This is a genomic window from Myroides odoratimimus, from assembly GCF_030326305.1.
Lineage (GTDB): Bacteria > Bacteroidota > Bacteroidia > Flavobacteriales > Flavobacteriaceae > Flavobacterium > Flavobacterium odoratimimum_A.
In genome coordinates this window covers 1-19,632 of the sequence record NZ_JACAKB010000007.1, presented here as the reverse complement: position 1 = coordinate 19,632, position 19,632 = coordinate 1, and the positions used below count along the sequence as shown (strand labels likewise).

The following is a 19,632-nucleotide window of genomic DNA, read 5'->3' as shown; positions in this document are numbered from 1 at the left end:
TAATCAAAAAAATATTCACTATTATTTTTAACAACCTATAACTTTTTTATCTCTAGTAAGTTATATTTCTAAAACAAATGAAAGAATATCGAGGCTTGACGTGATATTGGATAGGTTTTTGAGGCTGTGAAGTGAAGATACAAATACTATAATTGATTACCAATTTACCTATGGAAGAAGAAACGTTATTTTATATGTTGGCATTACAATCGACTGTGGGAGTTGGCCCAATAACAGCTAAGCGATTATTAGAGTACTTCGGTTCTCCTAAAGAAGTCTTTTTAGCCAAAGAAAAGGATGTCATTGCTGTACATCGGATTGGTAGTATGTTATGGAGAAATCTTCAAGATAGCAATGTCTTAAAAAGAGCCGAACAAGAATTAAAAAACATTGAGAAGTATCACTTGTCTTGTTTTGATTATACAGATAGTTGTTACCCCACTTTATTGAAAGAGTGTGAGGATAGCCCTTTATTGTTATTTAGCACAGTACCTAGTATCAGTTTAGACAATAGAAAGGTTATTAGCTTCATAGGGACACGTAATCCAAGCAAAAGAGGTGTGGATATCTGTATGGAGTTAATAAGTGATCTAAAGTCGTATAACCCCATTATTGTGAGCGGTCTAGCCTACGGAGTAGATATTACCGCACATATAGCAGCTTTAGAGAATGGTTTAGATATTTATGCTGTTCTTGGACATGGGTTGAATAGAATTTATCCTGATGTTCACACGGCGGTAGCTAGGCGTATTGAAGAACAGGGTGGGGCTTGTCTATCTGAGTTTTGGGTGAGCAGTAGGGTAGATAGAGAGAACTTTATTCAACGCAATCGTATTGTCGCTGGGATGTCTCAGGCTACTATTGTTATTGAAAGTGCTATTAAGGGAGGCTCTATGTCTACAGTGACCTTTGCTAATGATTATAACAGAGACGTTTTTGCTGTTCCTGGGAGAGTTGGTGATATTATGAGTGCAGGTTGCAATCATCTTATTCAAAAGAATAAAGCTCAATTATTAACTTCTGCTAAAGAGATTGTTGAAACCCTAAACTGGGATGCTCAAGCTAAAGCGCCTAAAGTTATTCAACCCCAACTGTTTCTAGATCTCAATCCTGATGAACAGTTGATAGTTAATTATTTGAGTAAGCATGATCGTGAGTTATTAGATATTATAGCACTCAGCTGTTCTCTACCGATTTATAAGGTAAGTAGTATCCTGCTTAATTTAGAAATGCTGGGTGTAGTAAGGCCATTGCCAGGTAAGTATTTTGAGCTTGTATAATAGCGATAAATACATAAGCCTTACACAGAGGTAAGGCTTATAAGATATCTTAAGAAAGGGTATAGAAGACTATTTAGCACTTCCGTAACCTAATTTCTCTCTTACTTTATTTAGAGTTCCTGTAGCGATCACAGACGCTTTCTCTGCACCGATCCCTAATAGACGATCTACTTCTTCTAAGTTGTTGATATAGTACTCGTATTTCTCACGAATATCTTTAAACTTCTCAACGATAAGTTCGAAAAGCTCTTGTTTTGCATGTCCATAACCATAGTTACCTCCTAAGTATTTAGCTCTCATCGCTTCTATTTGTTCTGGAGTAGCTAATAGTTTATAGATCGTGAATACATTACAAGTATCAGGGTTCTTAGGATCCTCTAGAGGAGTACTATCTGTCTCGATGCTCATAACCTCTTTTCTCAATACTTTATCAGTTTGGAAGATATTGATGGTATTGTGTCTAGACTTAGACATTTTGTTTCCATCTGTACCGGGTACTACCATTACTTCCTCTTGGATTTTTACCTCTGGTAATACAAAAGTTTCTCCCATTTGGTGATTAAAACGAGATGCTACATCACGTGTAATCTCTAAATGTTGCATTTGGTCTTTTCCTACTGGTACGAATTCAGCATCGTATAGTAAAATATCCGCTGCCATCAACATTGGGTAAGTAAATAACCCTGCATTAACATCAGATAAAACATCTGCCTTATCTTTAAACGAATGAGCTAATGTTAGACGTTGGTATGGAAAGAAGCAACTTAAGTACCAAGTAAGCTCAGTTGTTTGCGGTACATCTGACTGGCGGTAAAAAGTTACATGATTAACGTCTACACCACAAGCAAGCCAAGTAGCCGCAACACTATAGGTATTTTCTTGTAAAGTTTTAGCGTCCTTAATTTGCGTTGCAGAGTGCAAGTTCGCAATAAAAATAAAAGACTCATTCTCTTTTTTGTTTGCCATTTCTACTGCTGGTAGAATAGCTCCTAAAAGATTCCCTAAGTGTGGAGTTCCTGTACTTTGAACTCCTGTTAGAATTTTAGCCATTGCGTGATATTAATTATTTAAAAAGCAAAGATAAGCGAATTGAAGTTTATTTGCCTTGTTTTTACTAGTCAATGTAGTTATATGGTGTTAGAATTGTTTATTTTTGAAGTTAGTAAAAGATAGAATTTGTAATACAAATGGTGAAAAGTATAAGTGTGTTTTTCAGTTCACTTTGGCGACTGTGGTTTTATATCTGGATGGTAATCGTTATTTTAATATTATCTCCTTTTTTATTGATAACGATTGGATCAGAGAAGACATATCCTCAGTTTTTTAAAGTAGCTCGTATCTGGGCTATTCTCGTATTTTACGGCATAGGGATGAGGTATAAGATAGAAGAAGAAACTCCGCTAGAGAAAGGGAAGAGTTATATGTTTATTGCTAATCATACTTCGATGTTAGACATTATGATGATGCTTATTCTTGTAAAGGACAATCCTTTTGTCTTTGTAGGGAAGAAAGAATTATCGAGTATTCCAGTGTTTGGGTTCTTTTATAAACGTGCCTGTATTCTAGTAGATAGAAAGGATGCAAGAAGTAAGAAGCAAGTATTCGACAGTGCACAAGAGCGTCTAAGTAGAGGGCTGAGCATCTGCATTTTTCCTGAAGGCGGAGTAACAGATGATAGAACGATCATACTAGACAGTTTTAAGGATGGTGCTTTTCGGCTAGCTATAGATCATCAGATACCGATAGCTCCTTTAGCATTTGGTAGATTGAGACATTATTTTCCTTTTGTATGGGGGATAGGCCACCCAGGAGTGGTACCAGTTAAGATATTTCCTTGTATAGAAACGAAAGGGCTGACCCTAGAGAACAAAAAAGAAGTAAGAGATACAGCTTTTAATCTATTATATGATCCTGTGCTAGAATGGGAGAAGGAGTATAAAGCGAAGTAATGCAAAAAGCGGTGAGACAACGAAGATCTCACCGCTTTTTTAGTTATAGTGTGGTTTATGGATTCACAGTTGTATGATACCTGCTCCTGAAATTCTACCACTAGCATGAACGAAGTCATTCATAGATTGGTTTTGTTCAGGTGATAATTTACTGTAATTAATATCAAGTTTAGATCGGCTCATAGATAAATCAAACAGTGCTTTTTGAATTTCTTTTTGACGACCTGCATCTGTTGAAGCTTTAAATTCTTCTACTAATGCTATCTCTTGCTGATAAGAAGCAATTACATCTTGTTGTGGTACGTCAGGTAATGTTAGTTCTAATGCGTTTGGTTCTGTAATGGTACATTCGCCTCCAGCAACCATGTTCTGTTGGTGAAAACCTTTGCTCTCTGCAGGTAAATCTTCATCGTAGAAAGCGATAAACTCAGCTTTAGTAAAGAATTTATTGTAGAAGTTACCTACTGCATTCTTATTATGTGTAATCTGTTCTGCAGGATATTCTTCACCTAAGAAATAGGTACATCTGTATAGGTTATTATCTATAAAAAGCGCATTAGTCGATTTAATATTATCTTCATAGAGTACATTATCAATAAGTACTTCTCTTGTAATAGAACCAAATTTGTCAAAGTTGCCTTCTGTAGCATATACCATCGAGAAGATATAGTGCGGTTCTAAAGTTGGGTTGATGATACCACCAGAGTTTTGTTTGAATACGTTGAACTTGTTTTTTTGTCCATTGTAGTCTAATTCGTGTATACCATTATCTAGCTTTAGTACCTCAAAGGTATTTGGTGCTAAGGTATATTTCTTTTCATCTAGTGATACTGTAATCTCTTTATCAGTTGGATTAGACAGGTAAAAATCATGTCTTTTAAACGGATCGTCACAGCTAATAAAGGTTGTAATTGTTAGCAAGAGTGCTAATAATCGTAATTTCATACTATTTTTTATGTTTTATTGAACAACAAAATTAAGTGATTCTTCTTTTAGTGCCTAGTGTTAATGGATTATTATTTAAAAGGCGTTGGTGTTGTTGAAATACTTTTTTTGTACTATTTAACGTTATTATGTATTGATTAATAGATATATGGCTTTAGATAGACATAATAAGAAAATTGTATTGAGAGGAATATTTAGTAGCTTACCTATTCTAATAGGGCTATTTGTGTTGTTTATCATTGCAGAAGGTAAGGGAGTTTTTCTAATTCCTTGTAATACTTTATGTTAGTGGTTTTATGTATATAGCAGTATTGACGTTACGATATACTGCACTAGTAGGATTTATAGGTTGATATATAAAAAAATCCCTCACAATAACATTGTAAGGGATTCGTATTTAAGGATAGAAACAATTAAGCTTCTTTATTTTTGATTTCGTCCTTGATTAATTGTTCAAGTTCTTCCATTAGTTCAGGGTTGTCTTTGATCACTGATTTCACAGCATCACGACCTTGTCCTAATTTAGTATCACCGTAGCTAAACCAAGATCCGCTTTTCTTCACGATTTCATAGTCAACAGCCATATCCAGTACTTCACCTACTTTAGAGATACCTTCACCATACATGATGTCAAACTCAGCAGTACGGAAAGGAGGTGCTACTTTATTCTTAACGATTTTTACCTTCGTTCTGTTACCAATCACATTCTCACCATCTTTAATCTGAGTAGATTTACGGATATCTAGACGTACAGAAGCGTAGAACTTCAATGCGTTACCTCCTGTAGTAGTCTCAGGGTTACCGAACATTACACCGATTTTATCACGTAACTGGTTAATGAAGAATACAGTACAGTTAGTCTTGCTAATAGTAGAAGTTAACTTTCTCAAAGCTTGAGACATTAAACGAGCGTGTAATCCCATTTTAGAATCTCCCATCTCTCCTTCGATTTCACTCTTAGGAGTTAAGGCAGCAACAGAGTCAATTACTACTAAATCAATAGCTCCAGAACGTATTAGGTTTTCCGCAATCTCTAATGCTTGTTCCCCATTGTCTGGTTGAGATATAATTAAGTTGTCGATGTCTACACCTAGTTTTTGTGCATAGAAACGGTCAAAAGCGTGTTCCGCATCAATGAATGCTGCTATACCACCTGCTTTTTGTGCTTCTGCGATAGCGTGTAAAGTTAAAGTCGTCTTACCTGATGATTCTGGACCGTATATCTCTATAATTCTTCCTCTAGGAAATCCTCCTACACCTAATGCAAGGTCAATACCTAGTGATCCAGAAGAAATAACTTCTACCTCTTCTACAGCAGTATCTCCCAACTTCATTACTGTTCCTTTACCATAAGTTTTGTCTAACTTATCAAGTGTAAGTTGTAACGCTTTTAATTTTGCTTCTTTATCTGCACTCATTTTTTATAAAAATTAGATTCTTACTGATGTAAAAGTAATATAAATTAATTACAGTCCAAGAGAGTTATATCATTATGCTATGAATTATAGCAGGGAGGTGTGTTCTCTTTGCTATGATATAATTTATAGCAATGCGTTGTTTTTTATCTCTTTATCATTAACGCCAATTCGACTCGAGCTAGCTGTCTATTGGTTCTGCGTATTTATGGGTCACATACCTATAGCTTTATACCGAGATGCTAGGGGATTTCTTGAGGTTTGCTTGCACCTTTCTTCGAGAAAAGCGCTCTTTAGGCTAGTAAACTCCTAGAAAAGTGCAGGCAATCTCCACGAAAGTGCAAGCTAAGGACCTTATTAGAAGAGAACTATTTGCTTTTTAAAACTCGTCAACTTTATCTTTAATCTCTATGATTTCGCTAATATATAGGATAGAGATTTTTTTTGAGGTGAGAGTAAGTATGTTTGAATTAATGTTTTAATGGGAAGATTGGTCTTTCGTTTTTAAGTTTCTTATACCATACTCATGTTATTTAAGGTTAGTTTTTTTGTGTAGGAAGTTACTTATCCCGACTTTTGTAACAAATAGAAACACAATGAAATTACCAATATTAGCATACGGAAATAAAATATTAAAAGTAGACTGTGATATGATAGATAGCAGTTCTGAAGATCTAAATAAGCTTATCGATAATATGTGGGAGACTATGGAGCATGCTTATGGATGTGGGCTAGCAGCTCCTCAGATAGGTGAGACTAAACAGCTATTCGTAGTAGATAGTGTAGTGATGTATGAGAATGCAGAAGACGATGAGCGCAAAGCTAACTTCGCAGAGGGAGATACAGGGATGCGCGAGACGTTTATCAACGCACGTATTATCGGTAAGTCTGATGAGACATGGGATGAGATAGAGGGATGTCTAAGTATTCCCGATATTTTTAAGCGCGTTACACGCCCATGGTCTATCACGATAGAGTATCTAGATAGAGATTTTAAACCTCATACTAAGACGTTCCACGGTACTACAGCGCGTATTATACAACATGAGTATGACCATACTAGAGGGGTCTTATTTACAGATCGATTAAGCTCATTGACTAAAAAGTTGATAGGTACAAAGCTTAATAAGATTATGAATGGTAAGGTATTTACTGATTATAAAATGAAATTGTAAGGAATACAGAAGTCGCCTTTTTAGCGCCTTTTTTGTTTTCTGCATACAAGGTATTATTAGGTGAGAATAAAGTGATTTAGAAAGTGTATATATGATTATGTACTCCTCTGAGAATATGGATAGAAGAGGTCTGTTCTTTTTTTAACTAAAAAACGATTTTTATAAGAAAAGTTTATTTGTAATTTACTGTTTTACTTATCATTACGAGGTTGGTTAAATTATTCTTAATTTTATTTTTTCACACTTCTCTATCCTACATTTGATCCAACAAAAACAAAGATTTATATCGCTATGAAATTAACAAAAATGACTTTAGCTATTGCATTAGTAGCTATCACTTTCGCTTCTTGTAAACAACAAACTGAAGCTCCTGTATCTGAAGAAACAACAACTACTGAAGTAGTAGAAGAGACTACAGCGCCTGTGGCTGTGGACACTACAGTATTAGTTGCGTCTTGGACACAACCAAACCCTATTAATGATAAAGAAGTACAAGGATTCGAACTAAAAGAGGACGGAACAGCTACTTCTATTAATATGGCTACGCTTAAAACAAATAAGTGGTGGGTAGAAGGAGATAAATTGTTCTTAGAACAAGAGAGTATCGGTAATGGTACATCTAGTGTAGATACTGTGTCATACCAATTTGAGGTGGTTGATGGTAAAACATTAAACCTAGTGAATGGTGAATCAAAAGATTCATTCACTAAAAAGTAATCTAATTTAGATTTTTTAAGTACAAATGAAACAAACAGTTCTTGCTTTAGCTTTTGTAGCTATCGCTTTCGCTTCTTGTAAACAACAGACAGAAGCACCAGTAGTGGAAGAAACTACACCAACAGAAACAGTAGCTGAGTCTACTCCTGTAATTCTTGATATGAAACACTTGGTAGGTGCATGGACGCAGCCAAATGGAGCAGATGCAAGCTTGCTACAAGGATTCGAACTAAAAGAGGACGGGACCATGTCTGCTATCAAGGACAAGGCTAACGAGTTTACTAAATGGAAGATGATAGACAATACTGTTATCTTCGAAACAGCGATGGTAGGTACTGATTCTACTTCTGTGAAGTCTGCTACGTTTACGTATGAGGTGACAGATCAGAATACATTAAAGCTTACTGCTAATGGTGTGACGGAAGTGTTCACTAAACAATAAGAACTACTATTATTTATATAAACGAAAGCTACCTTAAAAGGGTAGCTTTCGTTATTTTTGTAAGTATAATATAGATGTGATTATGGAACATAAAGAGCTTAATTTGTCAGTAGTAGAGCTAAAGTCGTTTATCCCATGTAAAGACTTTGAGGTATCTAAGGCGTTCTATATAGCTATTGGGTTTAAGATAGTATGGCAGAGTGAAGAACTGTGTCTGCTGGACTGTGGAACCGAGAAGTTCTTTTTACAGAATTTTTATAATCAAGAGGCAGCGGAGAATCTAATGTTTCATTTGCAGGTAGAGAGTGCAGATGATTGGTACACGCATTTGCAAAACCTAGATCTTCAGTCAAAATATCCTATCCGACTGACAGCTGTGGAAGACAGAGTGTGGAAGATGAGAGACTTCGTATTAATAGATCCTTCTGGAGTACTGTGGCGTATAGCACATAATATCTGATCAAAAGGTTATATAAGAAAGAGGATTGATTCATTAAATCAATCCTCTTTCTTATTGTAGAGTAATGTATCTACTTAATAAAACTAATTGTCTTATCAGACCATTCACCGATAAGGGGTAATGGTTTTTTCTTTTCTCCTGCTGCATTAAGTATTCCCATAATCATATACAGAAGGATGATTAAGTATATTACTATTGCTATCATGCCTGCAATGACCGGGAATATCCCTGCTATTACTCGTATAACAAGTGATAAAACGAAGCTTAAGATTAATACACCAAATGATTGTCTTAAGTGGTATTTTAGTAAGTCATTTGCTTTTTCTTTCCCTACAAAGAATGCTACTAACCATCCAATTAATGTGATGTATGATACGATTGATAAAGTTTTATTATCCATTTCTATTAAGTTTATATGAAACAAATATCTGTATAATTGTCTCATATATTATTGATTAGGCTCGTCTATTTAAGAAAAATGGCTGTTTATAGGGATATTTAAGAAGTGCATTATCGTGTTTTATTTATATGATAGATCAATTCATAAATGTGGTGACTATTTGTAAAGGTTATGTATGTGTTAGAAGTTGAGGTTCTGAAAAAAGGATTGAATAATTTGATAGTTAACTATTTATGTAAATTTTATAAGGTTCAATTCTCATTTTTAAATCTAAATAGTATCTTTGCACCGAAATTCTTCCATTTAGGATTTCAAACATATATAATCTACACTTAAAAGTATATAGCATGCAACTGTATAACACATTAAGCGCAGAGGAAAGAGCAGAACTTATCGAGCAGGCGGGAGAGAACCGTTTGACTTTATCTTTCTATGCGTACGCCAAAATAGAAAACCCACAACAATTTAGAGACGATTTATTCCTAGCTTGGGATGCATTAGACGCTTTAGGACGTACTTATGTAGCTCACGAGGGGATCAATGCTCAGATGTCTGTGCCTGCATCTAAGTTTGATGCATTCAGAGAGACGTTAGAGCAATATGACTTCATGAAAGGTATTCGCCTAAATGTAGCTGTAGAGCAAGATGACTTATCATTCTTAAAGCTAACAGTAAAGGTTAGACACAAGATCGTAGCAGACGGATTGAACGATGATACATTCGATGTGACGAATAAGGGAATTCACTTAAAGGCAAAAGAATTCAACGAATTATTAGAAGACCCAAATACGGTAGTAGTGGACTTTAGAAACCACTATGAGAGTGAAGTAGGGCACTTCGTAGGAGCGATCACTCCAGACGTGGACACATTCCGTGAATCACTGCCAATCATCAAAGACCAGTTAGAAGACATCAAAGAGGAGAAAAACCTACTGATGTACTGTACAGGAGGTATCCGCTGTGAGAAAGCATCCGCTTACTTTAAACACAACGGGTTTAAGAATGTTTACCAATTAGAAGGAGGTATTATCGAATACACTCGTCAGGTAAAGGCAGAAGGATTAGAGAGTAAGTTCATCGGAAAGAACTTCGTGTTTGACCACCGTCTTGGAGAGCGTATCACAGACGATATTATCTCTAACTGCCACCAGTGTGGTAAACCATGTGATACTCACGTAAACTGTGCAAATGAAGGATGTCATTTGTTATTCATTCAGTGTGACGAATGTGCTGAGCAGATGCACGGATGTTGTTCTGATGAGTGTTTGGACATTATCCAAATGCCTATAGAAGAGCAAAAGCGCCTGCGCCAAGGAGTACAAAAAGGAAACTTAGTATTCAAGAAAGGGCGTTCGGAGGCATTAAAGTTCCAGAAAGAACGCAAAGCTACGGATGAAGTGAAGGCAGTGAAAGTAAGTGCAGTAACACAAATCCGCAAGAAACAAGCAGAGCGAAAAGTACTTATCGGTACAGCTCAACACTACTTTACTAAAGCAAGTGTAGGGCAGTTTATTGTTGACAAGGAGTTAAATGTTGGAGATAAAGTAGCTATCGTAGGGCCTACTACAGGTGATGAGAGACTAACTATAGAGAAGATGATGGTAAATGGAGCGGAAGTTAGTACAGCTAATAATGGAGATAAGATGACTATGGAATTAGGTTTCCGTATTCGTAAAAACGACCAATTGTATAAAATAATAGATTAAGCATAAAGAATATGACAGTTTCAGGAAGAGTAGAGCTTATGGCTCCTGCAGGTAACTTCGAGTCTTTACAGGCCGCATTAGATAACGGTGCAGACTCAGTGTATTTCGGAGTAGACCAGTTAAATATGCGTGCACGCTCTACAGTGAACTTTTCTATTGATGATTTAGAAGAGATTGCGAGAAGATGTAAAGAGAAGAATGTACGTACTTATTTGACGTTAAACACTATCGTTTATGACCACGACTTATCTGTGGTAAAGACTTTATTGAATAAGGCAAAAGAGGCAGGGCTTACAGCAGTGATCGCGTCTGACCAAGCAGTGATAGCATCTGCACGAGCGATCGGGTTAGAAGTACATATCTCTACTCAACTAAATGTGACTAACATTGAGACTGTTAAGTTCTATAGCTTATTCGCTGATACGATCGTACTTTCTCGCGAGCTGAGCTTGAGACAAGTAAAAAAGATCACTGAAGCTATCGAAAGAGAACAGGTGAAAGGGCCTTCTGGTAATTTGGTAGAGATAGAGATCTTCGGTCATGGAGCTTTGTGTATGGCAGTATCAGGGAAGTGCTATTTAAGCCTTCACTCACATAACTCTTCTGCAAACAGAGGAGCATGTAAACAAAATTGTCGTAAGAAATACACGGTAATAGACCAAGAGAGTGGTTTTGAGATCGAGATAGACAATGAGTATATGATGTCTCCTAAGGACTTATGTACCTTAGATTTCTTAGATCAAGTAATCGATGCAGGTACTAAGGTGCTAAAGATAGAGGGTAGAGGTAGAGCTCCTGAGTATGTAGCAACTGTGATTCGTACCTACCGTGAGGCTATCGATGCTATCGCTGATGGTACTTACTCTCAAGAGAAAGTAGCAGAGTGGATGAAAGCTTTAGAAACGGTGTATAACCGTGGATTCTGGAGTGGATATTACTTAGGACAGAAATTAGGAGAGTGGAGTGACAACCCAGGTAGTAATGCAACTCAGAAAAAAGTGTATGTAGGTAAAGCGGCTCACTACTTCCAGAAAGCGTCTATCGGAGAGTTTAAAATAGAAGCTTATGATATCAAGATTGGTGATAAGATTTTGATTACAGGACCGAGTACGGGAGCACAAGAGTTAATCGTAGAAGAACTATTCGTCAATGAGCAGAAGGTAGAGAAAGCGACTAAAGGAGATGACTGTACTATCAAGATTCCGTTTAGAATTCGCTTATCTGATAAGTTGTATAAAATAGTAGAGGCATAATGGTCATAGTCACGCTACAACGCGATAAGTGTATCGGATGTAATTATTGTGTTGAGGTTGCTCCTCAGCAGTTTCAGATGTCTAAGAAAGACGGAAAGACTGTCTTATTGAAATCTGTGAATAATAAGGGATTTCATACACTTAAGTCGCCAGATTACACTATTTTAGAGGCATGTGAACAAGCAGAGAAAGTTTGTCCAGTACATATCATTACCGTAAAAGATGTATAATATGAGAAAGATATATTATTTAAGTACTTGTACGACATGTAAGCGTATTATGGCTGAAATGCCTGAATTAGATACGTTTGAACTACAAGAAATCAAGAAGAATCCTGTAACAGAGTCACAGTTAGAAGAGATGTATAAGCAAGTGGGTAGTTATGAAAAACTATTCAATAAGCGTGCTCAACTGTACAAAAGCGAAGGATTAAAAGACAAGAATCTTCAGGAAGATGATTTTAAAAAGCTTATTCTGGAGCAATACACTTTTCTAAATCGCCCAGTAATGTTTATCGATGGTAACATTTATGTCGGGAATAGTAAGAAAGTAGTAGAGGCTGCTATCGAACAAGTAAAGAATAAATAGTAAGGAAAAGAGTCAGCAAGTGCTGGCTCTTTTTTTTGTAACTGAAATTTAATAAATTATATAAACGTTTCAGGTAAGTTTTTTACCTGCTGAGGTAATTTTTTGTTTAGGAAAGGATAAAAGTTTGCAATTTTGTGTTTTAAGATCAAAGATATATGAGACAGGTAGTATTATACATTTCGAGTAGTTTGGATGGTTTTATCGCAAAAGCAGGGGATGATTTGAGTTTCTTGGATGCTGTACAGCGAGAAGGAGAAGATTATGGTTATGCCGCTTTTGTAGAAACTATAGATACAGTCTTGATCGGTAAACGTACGTATGACTGGGTAGTAAGTCAAGGACATGGGTTTCATCATGCGGATAAAGAGACGTATGTAATGACTAGACAAAATTTACCTACAGAAGGTAATGTGACTTTCTATAATGGTGATCTGAAGGAATTAATATCTAAACTGAAATCACAAGAGGGCAAGGATATATTCTGCGATGGAGGAGCACTGTTAGTTAACAGATTACTGAAGGATGGACTCATAGATAAGATCGTAATCTCTCTGATCCCAGTATTGTTAGGTGGAGGTACTAGATTATTTGATATTGGTATACCAGAGTCTAAGTTACAGTTAGAGGATACAAGGTCTTTTGAATCAGGATTAGTACAATTATGTTATAGCTTAATCAAGTAGTTTAAGAACTGTTTTATTCCTGATTGACTTCTATATAAATAGGTTTTTTAGTGTTTTATGTATATTTTTAACACGTGTAACTACCTGTTTATGTGTTGTTTGTGTTCTTTTTTAAAAAAATATTCTTTTTTTGATGTGACCAAATGTGATGCCTGTTGTCTTAATATCGAAGACGAAAGGGAAGAATTGCTATTAATTCCTTTATAAAAAAGAAAAGAAAAAGTTTTAAGTGTTTGGGGGTTAAATTAAAACAGAAGAGTTAAGGTTAGGTTGTTTTAGTAAAAAATTTAATTCACATAGTTTCATCGCGACTTTTACTATTGCTGACTTTGTAGATTGTGGTGGTCTAAATAAGGACTTAGAAGGCATAGTTCATAGTTATGGTTGTTTTGGTTATCTCCTATTCTAGGTGATGGAACGAACAAATAATAGGAGTATAAAACACAAAAGAGAGCTATATGGCTCTCTTTTTTTATGTATATATAACTTGTTTTTATTGTTTTGGGTATGAATGTGTTTACTACTATAATACCTTTTATTTGAAGTTATAGATGATAAACAGGTGTATTATCACCAATATATTGACTTAGCGATAATCTGTAATCTTATAGACAGTATTTTGTGCTATTTATAAGTCAGTTAGTAATGATTTTGTTACCTTTGTAGCTATTATTTTTTAATATATGATACAATCGATGACAGGATTTGGTAAGGCATGTTTGCAATTACCAACAAAGAAAATCACAGTAGAAGTAAAATCGCTTAATAGCAAAAGCTTAGATCTAAATGTTAGATTGCCTTTGATGTATAGAGAGAAAGAACTACCTCTTCGTAATCTTATAGCACAAGAAATAGAGCGTGGTAAAGTAGACTTCTCATTATATAGTGAGATTACAGCAGAAGAAACTTCTAATAAGATTAATGGCCCTATCGTGATGGCATATATTGATCAAATGAAGGAGATTATCCCTGATGCAGATGCTACAGAGCTTATGAAGATGGCTGTGCGTATGCCTGATGCATTAAAAGTAGAGCGTGCTGAGCTAGACGAGAATGAGTGGAAAGAGATAGAAAAGGTTATCACTGAGGCTATCGCTAATATGAAGGAGTTCCGCGCTAGTGAAGGAGCTTCATTAGAACAAGACTTCAGACTGCGTATCGGTAACATCCGCAAGTATATGGATGAGGTAGCTGTATTAGACAAAGAGCGTATCGTGACTGTAAAAGAAAGGTTGCGTACGAATTTAGTAGAACTTCAGTTAAATATCGATGAGAACAGATATGAGCAAGAGGTGATTTACTATCTAGAGAAGATGGATATCACTGAAGAAAAAGTACGTCTGAGCAAACACTTAGATTACTTCATCGAAACACTAGAAGGAGCTGAGGCTAATGGTCGTAAACTTGGGTTTATCGGTCAGGAGATGGGACGTGAGATTAATACTATGGGATCTAAATCTAACCACGCTGAGATGCAAAAAATAGTGGTAAAGATGAAAGATGAACTAGAGAAGATAAAAGAGCAAGTACTAAACGTACTTTAGTTTATATATACAACACGACAGAATATTATTATGCAAAGAGGTAAATTAATCGTTTTCTCTGCTCCATCTGGTTCAGGTAAAACTACAATAGTAAGACATTTATTAGAACAAGAAGATTTGAACCTAGCATTCTCTATCTCTTGTACATCTCGTGAACCAAGGGGGGAAGAGGTGAATGGTAAAGATTACTATTTTATTTCTCTTGAAGAGTTTAAACAAAACATAAAAGGGGAGAAGTTCTTAGAATGGGAAGAGGTATATAGAGATAACTTCTATGGTACACTTAGTAGTGAAGTAGAGCGTCTGTGGGCAGAAGGTAAGAATGTAATATTCGATATCGATGTAGCAGGAGGTCTTCGTATTAAGCGTAAGTTCCCTGATGAGACCTTAGCAGTATTTGTGAAGCCACCTAGTATCGATGAATTGAAAATTCGTCTTAAGAAACGTTCTACAGAGAGTGAAGATAAGATCAATATGCGTATTGCAAAAGCTTCAGTAGAATTAGCTACAGCTCCTCAGTTTGATATGATTATTAAGAATTACGACTTAGATACAGCTAAGAATGAGGCTGTAGAATTGGTTAAAAACTTTATAAAGTAAGAAGATAAGTATGAAGGTAGGGTTGTATTTTGGAACATTTAATCCTATTCATATCGGTCATTTAGTTATTGCTAACCATATGGTGCAGTACACTGACTTAGATGAGGTATGGATGGTGGTAACTCCTCATAGTCCTTTAAAGAAAAAGAAAGGTCTATTAGAAGATTTTCACAGGATACATATGGTTAATTTGGCTACGACTGATTATGATTATATCAAGCCTTCTGACGTAGAGTTTAATTTGCCACAACCTAATTATACTGTGAATACGATGGCGCATCTACATGAGCGCTATCCTAAACACGAGTTTAGTTTATTAATGGGACAAGACAATCTAGACAGCCTGCCTAAGTGGAAGAACTATGAGGTGCTATTAGAGCGTTATCCTATCTATGTCTATCCTCGTATATTCAGTGGTAAAGAGGAGGCTAATCCTCTTCTAGATCGCCCTAATATACACCTAGTAGAGAATGCACCAATCATGGAGATATCCGCTACGTTTATTAGAGACTCTATTAAAGAGGGGAAGAATATTATGCCTCTACTCGATAAAGAAGTGTGGAAGTATATAGACCACAACTTGTTTTATAAGAAATAATTAAATAGAATTTAATACTATAAAAGGAATGCAATTGCATTCCTTTTTTTAATTTTATAAGATAAAAAGAAAGTAGTTATGTTGAATTTTGAATTATATAACCCTACTCGTTTATTGTACGGGAAAGGACAGATAGGTGAGATAGCTAATCTAATCGATAAAAAAAATAAAGTACTGGTAGTATACGGTGGAGGAAGTATTAAGAAGAATGGTGTTTATGATCAAGTGATAAAAGCTTTAGTAGGGTATGAAGTAGTTGAGTTTTCGGGAGTAGAACCTAATCCTCGATATGAGACATTAGTGAAAGCTGTTGATTTGATTAAGAAAGAAAAGGTTGACTTTATCTTAGGTGTAGGAGGAGGAAGTGTGATAGATGGAGTTAAGTTTATCTCTGCAGCTGTGCACTTTGAAGGAGAGGCTATAGATATTATTCAGAAAAAACTAAATGTAAACTGGAAGGCTATGCCTTATGGTGCAATACTGACATTGCCTGCTACAGGTAGTGAGATGAACTGTGGCGCGGTGGTAACGATAGAGGCTACACAAGAGAAGTTATCATTCTCAGGAGAGGTATTGTACCCTGTGTTTTCTGTATGTGATCCTACTGTGATTGCTTCTTTGCCAGAGAAGCAGATTGCTAATGGTATAACAGATGCTTTCGTTCATGTATTAGAGCAGTACCTTACGTTCCCTCAAGGAGCACCTTTACAAGATAGGTTTGCGGAGAGTATCCTACAGACCTTAATAGAAGTAGCTCCTAAGATATTAAAGGATCCTACTGATTATGATGCAGCGATGAACTATATGTGGTGCTGTACGATGGCTCTAAATGGGTTAATATCGAAAGGAGTAAAAGAAGATTGGGTGACACATGCCATTGGTCATGAGTTGACTGTGTTATATGGTATAGATCACGGTCGTACATTAGCTATTATAGGCCCTAATCTATATAGTGTGATGTTCGAAACGAAGAAAGAGAAATTAGCTCAATTAGGTAAGCGAGTATTTACTCTAGAGGGTAGTGATGATGAGGTAGCTAGACTGGCTATAGAGCGTATGGTAATGTTCTTTCATTCTCTAGGAGTTGCTACTAAATTGAGTGATTATACTGAAGATGGAGAGAAGGCGGTAGAGTGGATTGCTGAACGATTTAATGAAAGGGGATGGCGAGCAATGGGAGAAAAGAAAAATATAACAATTGACAAAGTAAGAGAAATAGTCAAACTGAGTTTATAATTCTATAGAGAAGCATATTTACTGCAATGGTGAATGTGCTTTTCTTTTTTATGTTTAATGTGAAGTATATTTAGCAGTATATCTTATATACTGTTAATTTAATCTAAAATTGGTCACGGAATGAGAAGGTATATGCTTTGTTTTTAATTAAACTAAAATGAGAATATGCAAATAAAAGTGTTTTTTATCAGCTTGTTTCTGAGTTAAAGTTAGATTTATTTCAATATTTATTGAATAAATGATGTGTTTTTTCAGCTTAAGCTATTGTTGTTCTAATTGTTTGCAATGTGTTTTTTACTTACTTTTGACCAACTAATAAATTTAGTGTATGAATGAATATCCGAAAATTGCAGTTATAGGTGGTGGGAGCTGGGCTACTGCTATAGTAAAAATGTTGAGCGAAAACCTAACTGAGATTGCTTGGTATATGCGTAACGAATCTGCATTAGAAGAGATAAAAGTTAATTATCACAATCCTAATTATCTTAGTTCTGTAGAATTTGATGTAGAGCAATTAAGATTGACGAATGATATAAACAAGGCAATATCTTATGCGGATTATGTAATCTTTGCTATTCCGTCTGCGTTCTTGTCACAGGAGATGAGTAGACTACATGTTAGTTTAGAAGGGAAAGTTATCGTCTCTGCGATTAAAGGGATTATCCCTGAGACGAGTCTTATCGTAGGAGAGCACTTCCATCAAACTTATAATGTACCATACGAGAACATTGCAGTAATCACTGGACCATGTCATGCTGAAGAGGTGGCATTAGAACGACTATCTTATTTAACGATTGCTTGTCAGACTGAAGAGTATGCTAAGACAATATCTAACTGTGTAAGTAGTCATTATATTAAAGCGAAAACAACAGATGATATTATCGGTACAGAGTATGCAGCAGTATTAAAGAATATTTATGCTGTAGCATGTGGTATCGCTCACGGTCTTGGCTATGGAGATAACTTTCAAGCTCTACTGATGAGTAATGCTATCCGTGAGATGAAAAAATTCATTAAGAAAGTGCATAGAATGAAACGTAATATTAATAACTCTGCCTATTTAGGAGATTTATTAGTAACAGGGTATTCTCTGTTTTCTCGTAACCGTATGTTTGGTAATATGATAGGTAAGGGATATACTGTAAAGTCAGCTCAAATGGAGATGAATATGATCGCAGAAGGGTACTATGCCTCTAAAAGTGCTTATGAACTAAATAAGCAATATGGTGCTAAGACTCCGATAATCAATGCGGTATATGATATCTTATACAATGGAAAAGATCCTAAAAAGGTATTCAGAAAACTTACTGAGAAATTAGATTAAAAAAAATATAGATTTAGCCGTGTTTAGGTTTTATTCTAAAAAATTAAAATAACTTATTGTTTTTCAATAAGTTATTTTTTTTAGTTGTATTTTTGATATTCGAAAGTTTGTTTGTAATTTGTTGATTTACTATTAGTTATGGTGTATTCTCTTGGGGGAGATTATTCCATTTAGTTTTGTCGAGTAAAAAATTAAAAGATGGATCATTTAATCAATCACCCTGTATTATTAGGGGTATTTGGAGTAGTCGTTATTATTATGCTACTTTTAGACTTAGGAGTATTCAATAAACACAGTCACACTGTATCAACAAAAGAAGCGCTTATTTGGACGGCCGTTTGGGTAGGTCTGGCGATGTGCTTTAGTGGAGTAATTTATTATTACCTAGACTTTGAAAACTTTGCAAGGTTTCAATCAGCTTATTGGATAGAAAAAGCATTATCAGTAGATAATTTATTTGTATTTATATTGGTATTTACCTTCTTTAAGGTTCCAAAAGAATTACACCACAGAGTGTTATTCTGGGGTATTTTAGGAGCATTAGTCTTTAGAGCAATCTTTATATTTGCTGGTGTAGAGATTATTAATCATACTTATCTACCTGCAATGGAATTATTCGGTAGAACTGTGGAGATTAATGTAGTATTGACCATATTTGGTGTCTTCTTATTGATTTCGGGTATTAAGTCTTGGTTTGCAAAGGAGGAACACGATGAGAATGAAGACTTGTCTAAGAATTTTGCTGTACGTATGGTGCATAAGTTCTTTAAGGTAAGTGATGAGTATGATGGTGAGAAGTTCTTTACTGTAAAAAATGGAGTACGTATGGTAACACCATTATTCGTAGCATTAATGGTGATAGAGTTTACAGACGTGATCTTTGCAGTAGATAGTATACCAGCTATTTTTGCTATCGCACCAGATGATCCATTTATCTTATACACCTCTAATATCTTTGCAATTTTAGGATTGAGATCACTGTACTTCTTGTTAGCTAACTTCATGGATAGATTCTCTAAGTTAAAGTATGGTTTAGCAATTATTTTATCTTTTATTGGAATCAAGATGATAGTATCTCCATTCTACCATGTAGAGTCATTAGTATCATTAAGTATTATTGGAGGGGTATTAGTCCTATCAGTTGTAGCTTCATTTATGTTTCCTCCTAAAAAAGAATCAATAAATTAATAATAATATATTATGAAAAAGCCCTTCTAGTACACTAGAAGGGCTTTTTCTATATGTGTGCCCAGCATGGGTGATAACTCTAGGGTGTAAGTCCCGAACACGCCATTACAGCAGGAAGTGTTAACCGAC

At 35.5% G+C, this 19,632-nt stretch carries 21 protein-coding genes; 17 read left to right on the top strand and 4 right to left on the bottom strand.

Going from position 1 to position 19,632, the window contains the following annotated elements; all coding sequences use genetic code 11:
• Positions 1-194: 194 nt before the first annotated feature.
• Entirely contained in the window at positions 195-1,280 is a 1,086-nt protein-coding gene (locus HX049_RS07275; protein ID WP_286415232.1) for a DNA-processing protein DprA, read from the top strand.
• Positions 1,281-1,349: 69 nt separating this feature from the next.
• Here the strand turns inward: HX049_RS07275 and trpS are convergent, their stop codons facing one another.
• Positions 1,350-2,330 (bottom strand): tryptophan--tRNA ligase, encoded by a 981-nt coding sequence (trpS, locus tag HX049_RS07270; RefSeq protein WP_286415094.1) that lies wholly within the window; start codon positions 2,328-2,330, stop codon positions 1,350-1,352.
• Between the two features lie 137 nt (positions 2,331-2,467).
• On the opposite strand from trpS, the gene HX049_RS07265 reads away from it, so the two are divergent.
• Positions 2,468-3,229: a lysophospholipid acyltransferase family protein gene (locus HX049_RS07265; RefSeq protein WP_286415093.1), complete on the top strand. Its 762-nt coding sequence runs from the start codon at positions 2,468-2,470 to the stop codon at positions 3,227-3,229.
• A gap of 63 nt (positions 3,230-3,292) precedes the next feature.
• Here HX049_RS07265 and HX049_RS07260 read toward each other — a convergent pair whose 3' ends face one another.
• Both HX049_RS07260 and recA read right to left on the bottom strand, forming a co-directional pair.
• Positions 3,293-4,174 (bottom strand): hypothetical protein, encoded by an 882-nt coding sequence (locus HX049_RS07260; RefSeq protein ID WP_131540401.1) that lies wholly within the window; start codon positions 4,172-4,174, stop codon positions 3,293-3,295.
• Between the two features lie 413 nt (positions 4,175-4,587).
• The gene (gene recA / locus HX049_RS07255; RefSeq protein ID WP_006257865.1) at positions 4,588-5,592 is read right to left on the bottom strand and encodes a recombinase RecA; all 1,005 of its coding nucleotides are present in this window, start codon (positions 5,590-5,592) and stop codon (positions 4,588-4,590) included.
• Between the two features lie 593 nt (positions 5,593-6,185).
• Here recA and def point away from each other — a divergent pair.
• The 4 genes from def to HX049_RS07235 all read left to right on the top strand — a co-directional run bounded on the left by def (position 6,186) and on the right by HX049_RS07235 (position 8,383).
• Positions 6,186-6,764: a peptide deformylase gene (gene def / locus HX049_RS07250; protein ID WP_286415090.1), complete on the top strand. Its 579-nt coding sequence runs from the start codon at positions 6,186-6,188 to the stop codon at positions 6,762-6,764.
• Between the two features lie 291 nt (positions 6,765-7,055).
• Complete coding sequence (locus tag HX049_RS07245; RefSeq protein WP_286415089.1) at positions 7,056-7,481, top strand: lipocalin family protein; 426 nt, start codon at positions 7,056-7,058, stop codon at positions 7,479-7,481.
• 25 nt (positions 7,482-7,506) lie between these two features.
• Complete coding sequence (locus HX049_RS07240) at positions 7,507-7,923, top strand: lipocalin family protein (RefSeq protein ID WP_286415088.1); 417 nt, start codon at positions 7,507-7,509, stop codon at positions 7,921-7,923.
• An 82-nt stretch (positions 7,924-8,005) separates the two neighbouring features.
• Complete coding sequence (locus HX049_RS07235; RefSeq protein WP_286415087.1) at positions 8,006-8,383, top strand: VOC family protein; 378 nt, start codon at positions 8,006-8,008, stop codon at positions 8,381-8,383.
• Between the two features lie 70 nt (positions 8,384-8,453).
• On the opposite strand, the gene HX049_RS07230 is transcribed toward HX049_RS07235, so the two are convergent.
• Positions 8,454-8,783, bottom strand: a complete 330-nt coding sequence (locus tag HX049_RS07230; protein ID WP_286415086.1) for a DUF4870 domain-containing protein — start codon at positions 8,781-8,783, stop codon at positions 8,454-8,456.
• Positions 8,784-9,130: 347 nt separating this feature from the next.
• Here HX049_RS07230 and HX049_RS07225 point away from each other — a divergent pair, with 347 nt between their 5' ends.
• The 11 genes from HX049_RS07225 (at position 9,131) to HX049_RS07175 (ending at position 19,503) form a co-directional block, all read left to right on the top strand.
• Positions 9,131-10,489 carry a rhodanese-related sulfurtransferase gene (locus HX049_RS07225; RefSeq protein WP_286415084.1) on the top strand — a complete coding sequence of 453 codons (1,359 nt, stop codon included), beginning with the start codon at positions 9,131-9,133 and terminating at the stop codon, positions 10,487-10,489.
• Between the two features lie 11 nt (positions 10,490-10,500).
• Positions 10,501-11,742 (top strand): peptidase U32 family protein, encoded by a 1,242-nt coding sequence (locus HX049_RS07220; RefSeq protein ID WP_155091947.1) that lies wholly within the window; start codon positions 10,501-10,503, stop codon positions 11,740-11,742.
• A complete protein-coding gene (locus HX049_RS07215; RefSeq protein ID WP_006257855.1) occupies positions 11,742-11,972 on the top strand; it encodes a ferredoxin in 231 nt (76 codons plus the stop codon). Before HX049_RS07220 ends, HX049_RS07215 begins: the two co-directional genes overlap by 1 nt.
• Position 11,973: 1 nt before the next feature.
• On the top strand, positions 11,974-12,330 hold the full coding sequence (locus tag HX049_RS07210) for an arsenate reductase family protein (RefSeq protein ID WP_006257854.1): 357 nt from the start codon (positions 11,974-11,976) through the stop codon (positions 12,328-12,330).
• 155 nt (positions 12,331-12,485) lie between these two features.
• Positions 12,486-13,013, top strand: coding sequence for a dihydrofolate reductase family protein (locus HX049_RS07205; RefSeq protein WP_286415081.1), 528 nt, complete (start codon positions 12,486-12,488; stop codon positions 13,011-13,013).
• 695 nt (positions 13,014-13,708) lie between these two features.
• The gene (locus HX049_RS07200) at positions 13,709-14,557 is read left to right on the top strand and encodes a YicC/YloC family endoribonuclease (protein ID WP_286415231.1); all 849 of its coding nucleotides are present in this window, start codon (positions 13,709-13,711) and stop codon (positions 14,555-14,557) included.
• A gap of 30 nt (positions 14,558-14,587) precedes the next feature.
• Entirely contained in the window at positions 14,588-15,157 is a 570-nt protein-coding gene (gene gmk / locus HX049_RS07195) for a guanylate kinase (RefSeq protein ID WP_006257851.1), read from the top strand.
• 10 nt (positions 15,158-15,167) lie between these two features.
• Positions 15,168-15,755, top strand: a complete 588-nt coding sequence (gene nadD, locus HX049_RS07190; RefSeq protein ID WP_286415079.1) for a nicotinate (nicotinamide) nucleotide adenylyltransferase — start codon at positions 15,168-15,170, stop codon at positions 15,753-15,755.
• A 78-nt stretch (positions 15,756-15,833) separates the two neighbouring features.
• Positions 15,834-16,991, top strand: coding sequence for an iron-containing alcohol dehydrogenase (locus tag HX049_RS07185; RefSeq protein ID WP_286415077.1), 1,158 nt, complete (start codon positions 15,834-15,836; stop codon positions 16,989-16,991).
• A 328-nt stretch (positions 16,992-17,319) separates the two neighbouring features.
• Positions 17,320-18,315: an NAD(P)H-dependent glycerol-3-phosphate dehydrogenase gene (locus tag HX049_RS07180; RefSeq protein ID WP_006257848.1), complete on the top strand. Its 996-nt coding sequence runs from the start codon at positions 17,320-17,322 to the stop codon at positions 18,313-18,315.
• 198 nt (positions 18,316-18,513) lie between these two features.
• Positions 18,514-19,503 carry a TerC family protein gene (locus tag HX049_RS07175; protein ID WP_131540410.1) on the top strand — a complete coding sequence of 330 codons (990 nt, stop codon included), beginning with the start codon at positions 18,514-18,516 and terminating at the stop codon, positions 19,501-19,503.
• The last annotated feature ends 129 nt before the right edge of the window (positions 19,504-19,632 follow it).

What these genes read in the sequence shown, in the direction of transcription:
- HX049_RS07245 (WP_286415089.1), top strand. Translation starts at nt 7,056, where the DNA reads ATGAAATTAACAAAAATGACTTTAGCTATTGCATTAGTAGCTATCACT.
- HX049_RS07225 (WP_286415084.1), top strand. Translation starts at nt 9,131, where the DNA reads ATGCAACTGTATAACACATTAAGCGCAGAGGAAAGAGCAGAACTTATC.
- def (WP_286415090.1), top strand. Translation starts at nt 6,186, where the DNA reads ATGAAATTACCAATATTAGCATACGGAAATAAAATATTAAAAGTAGAC.
- recA (WP_006257865.1), bottom strand. Translation starts at nt 5,592, where the DNA reads ATGAGTGCAGATAAAGAAGCAAAATTAAAAGCGTTACAACTTACACTT.
- HX049_RS07210 (WP_006257854.1), top strand. Translation starts at nt 11,974, where the DNA reads ATGAGAAAGATATATTATTTAAGTACTTGTACGACATGTAAGCGTATT.
- HX049_RS07275 (WP_286415232.1), top strand. Translation starts at nt 195, where the DNA reads ATGTTGGCATTACAATCGACTGTGGGAGTTGGCCCAATAACAGCTAAG.
- HX049_RS07185 (WP_286415077.1), top strand. Translation starts at nt 15,834, where the DNA reads ATGTTGAATTTTGAATTATATAACCCTACTCGTTTATTGTACGGGAAA.
- trpS (WP_286415094.1), bottom strand. Translation starts at nt 2,330, where the DNA reads ATGGCTAAAATTCTAACAGGAGTTCAAAGTACAGGAACTCCACACTTA.
- HX049_RS07215 (WP_006257855.1), top strand. Translation starts at nt 11,742, where the DNA reads ATGGTCATAGTCACGCTACAACGCGATAAGTGTATCGGATGTAATTAT.
- HX049_RS07200 (WP_286415231.1), top strand. Translation starts at nt 13,709, where the DNA reads ATGACAGGATTTGGTAAGGCATGTTTGCAATTACCAACAAAGAAAATC.
- gmk (WP_006257851.1), top strand. Translation starts at nt 14,588, where the DNA reads ATGCAAAGAGGTAAATTAATCGTTTTCTCTGCTCCATCTGGTTCAGGT.
- HX049_RS07175 (WP_131540410.1), top strand. Translation starts at nt 18,514, where the DNA reads ATGGATCATTTAATCAATCACCCTGTATTATTAGGGGTATTTGGAGTA.
- HX049_RS07220 (WP_155091947.1), top strand. Translation starts at nt 10,501, where the DNA reads ATGACAGTTTCAGGAAGAGTAGAGCTTATGGCTCCTGCAGGTAACTTC.
- HX049_RS07205 (WP_286415081.1), top strand. Translation starts at nt 12,486, where the DNA reads ATGAGACAGGTAGTATTATACATTTCGAGTAGTTTGGATGGTTTTATC.
- HX049_RS07230 (WP_286415086.1), bottom strand. Translation starts at nt 8,783, where the DNA reads ATGGATAATAAAACTTTATCAATCGTATCATACATCACATTAATTGGA.
- HX049_RS07180 (WP_006257848.1), top strand. Translation starts at nt 17,320, where the DNA reads ATGAATGAATATCCGAAAATTGCAGTTATAGGTGGTGGGAGCTGGGCT.
- HX049_RS07235 (WP_286415087.1), top strand. Translation starts at nt 8,006, where the DNA reads ATGGAACATAAAGAGCTTAATTTGTCAGTAGTAGAGCTAAAGTCGTTT.
- nadD (WP_286415079.1), top strand. Translation starts at nt 15,168, where the DNA reads ATGAAGGTAGGGTTGTATTTTGGAACATTTAATCCTATTCATATCGGT.
- HX049_RS07240 (WP_286415088.1), top strand. Translation starts at nt 7,507, where the DNA reads ATGAAACAAACAGTTCTTGCTTTAGCTTTTGTAGCTATCGCTTTCGCT.
- HX049_RS07265 (WP_286415093.1), top strand. Translation starts at nt 2,468, where the DNA reads ATGGTGAAAAGTATAAGTGTGTTTTTCAGTTCACTTTGGCGACTGTGG.
- HX049_RS07260 (WP_131540401.1), bottom strand. Translation starts at nt 4,174, where the DNA reads ATGAAATTACGATTATTAGCACTCTTGCTAACAATTACAACCTTTATT.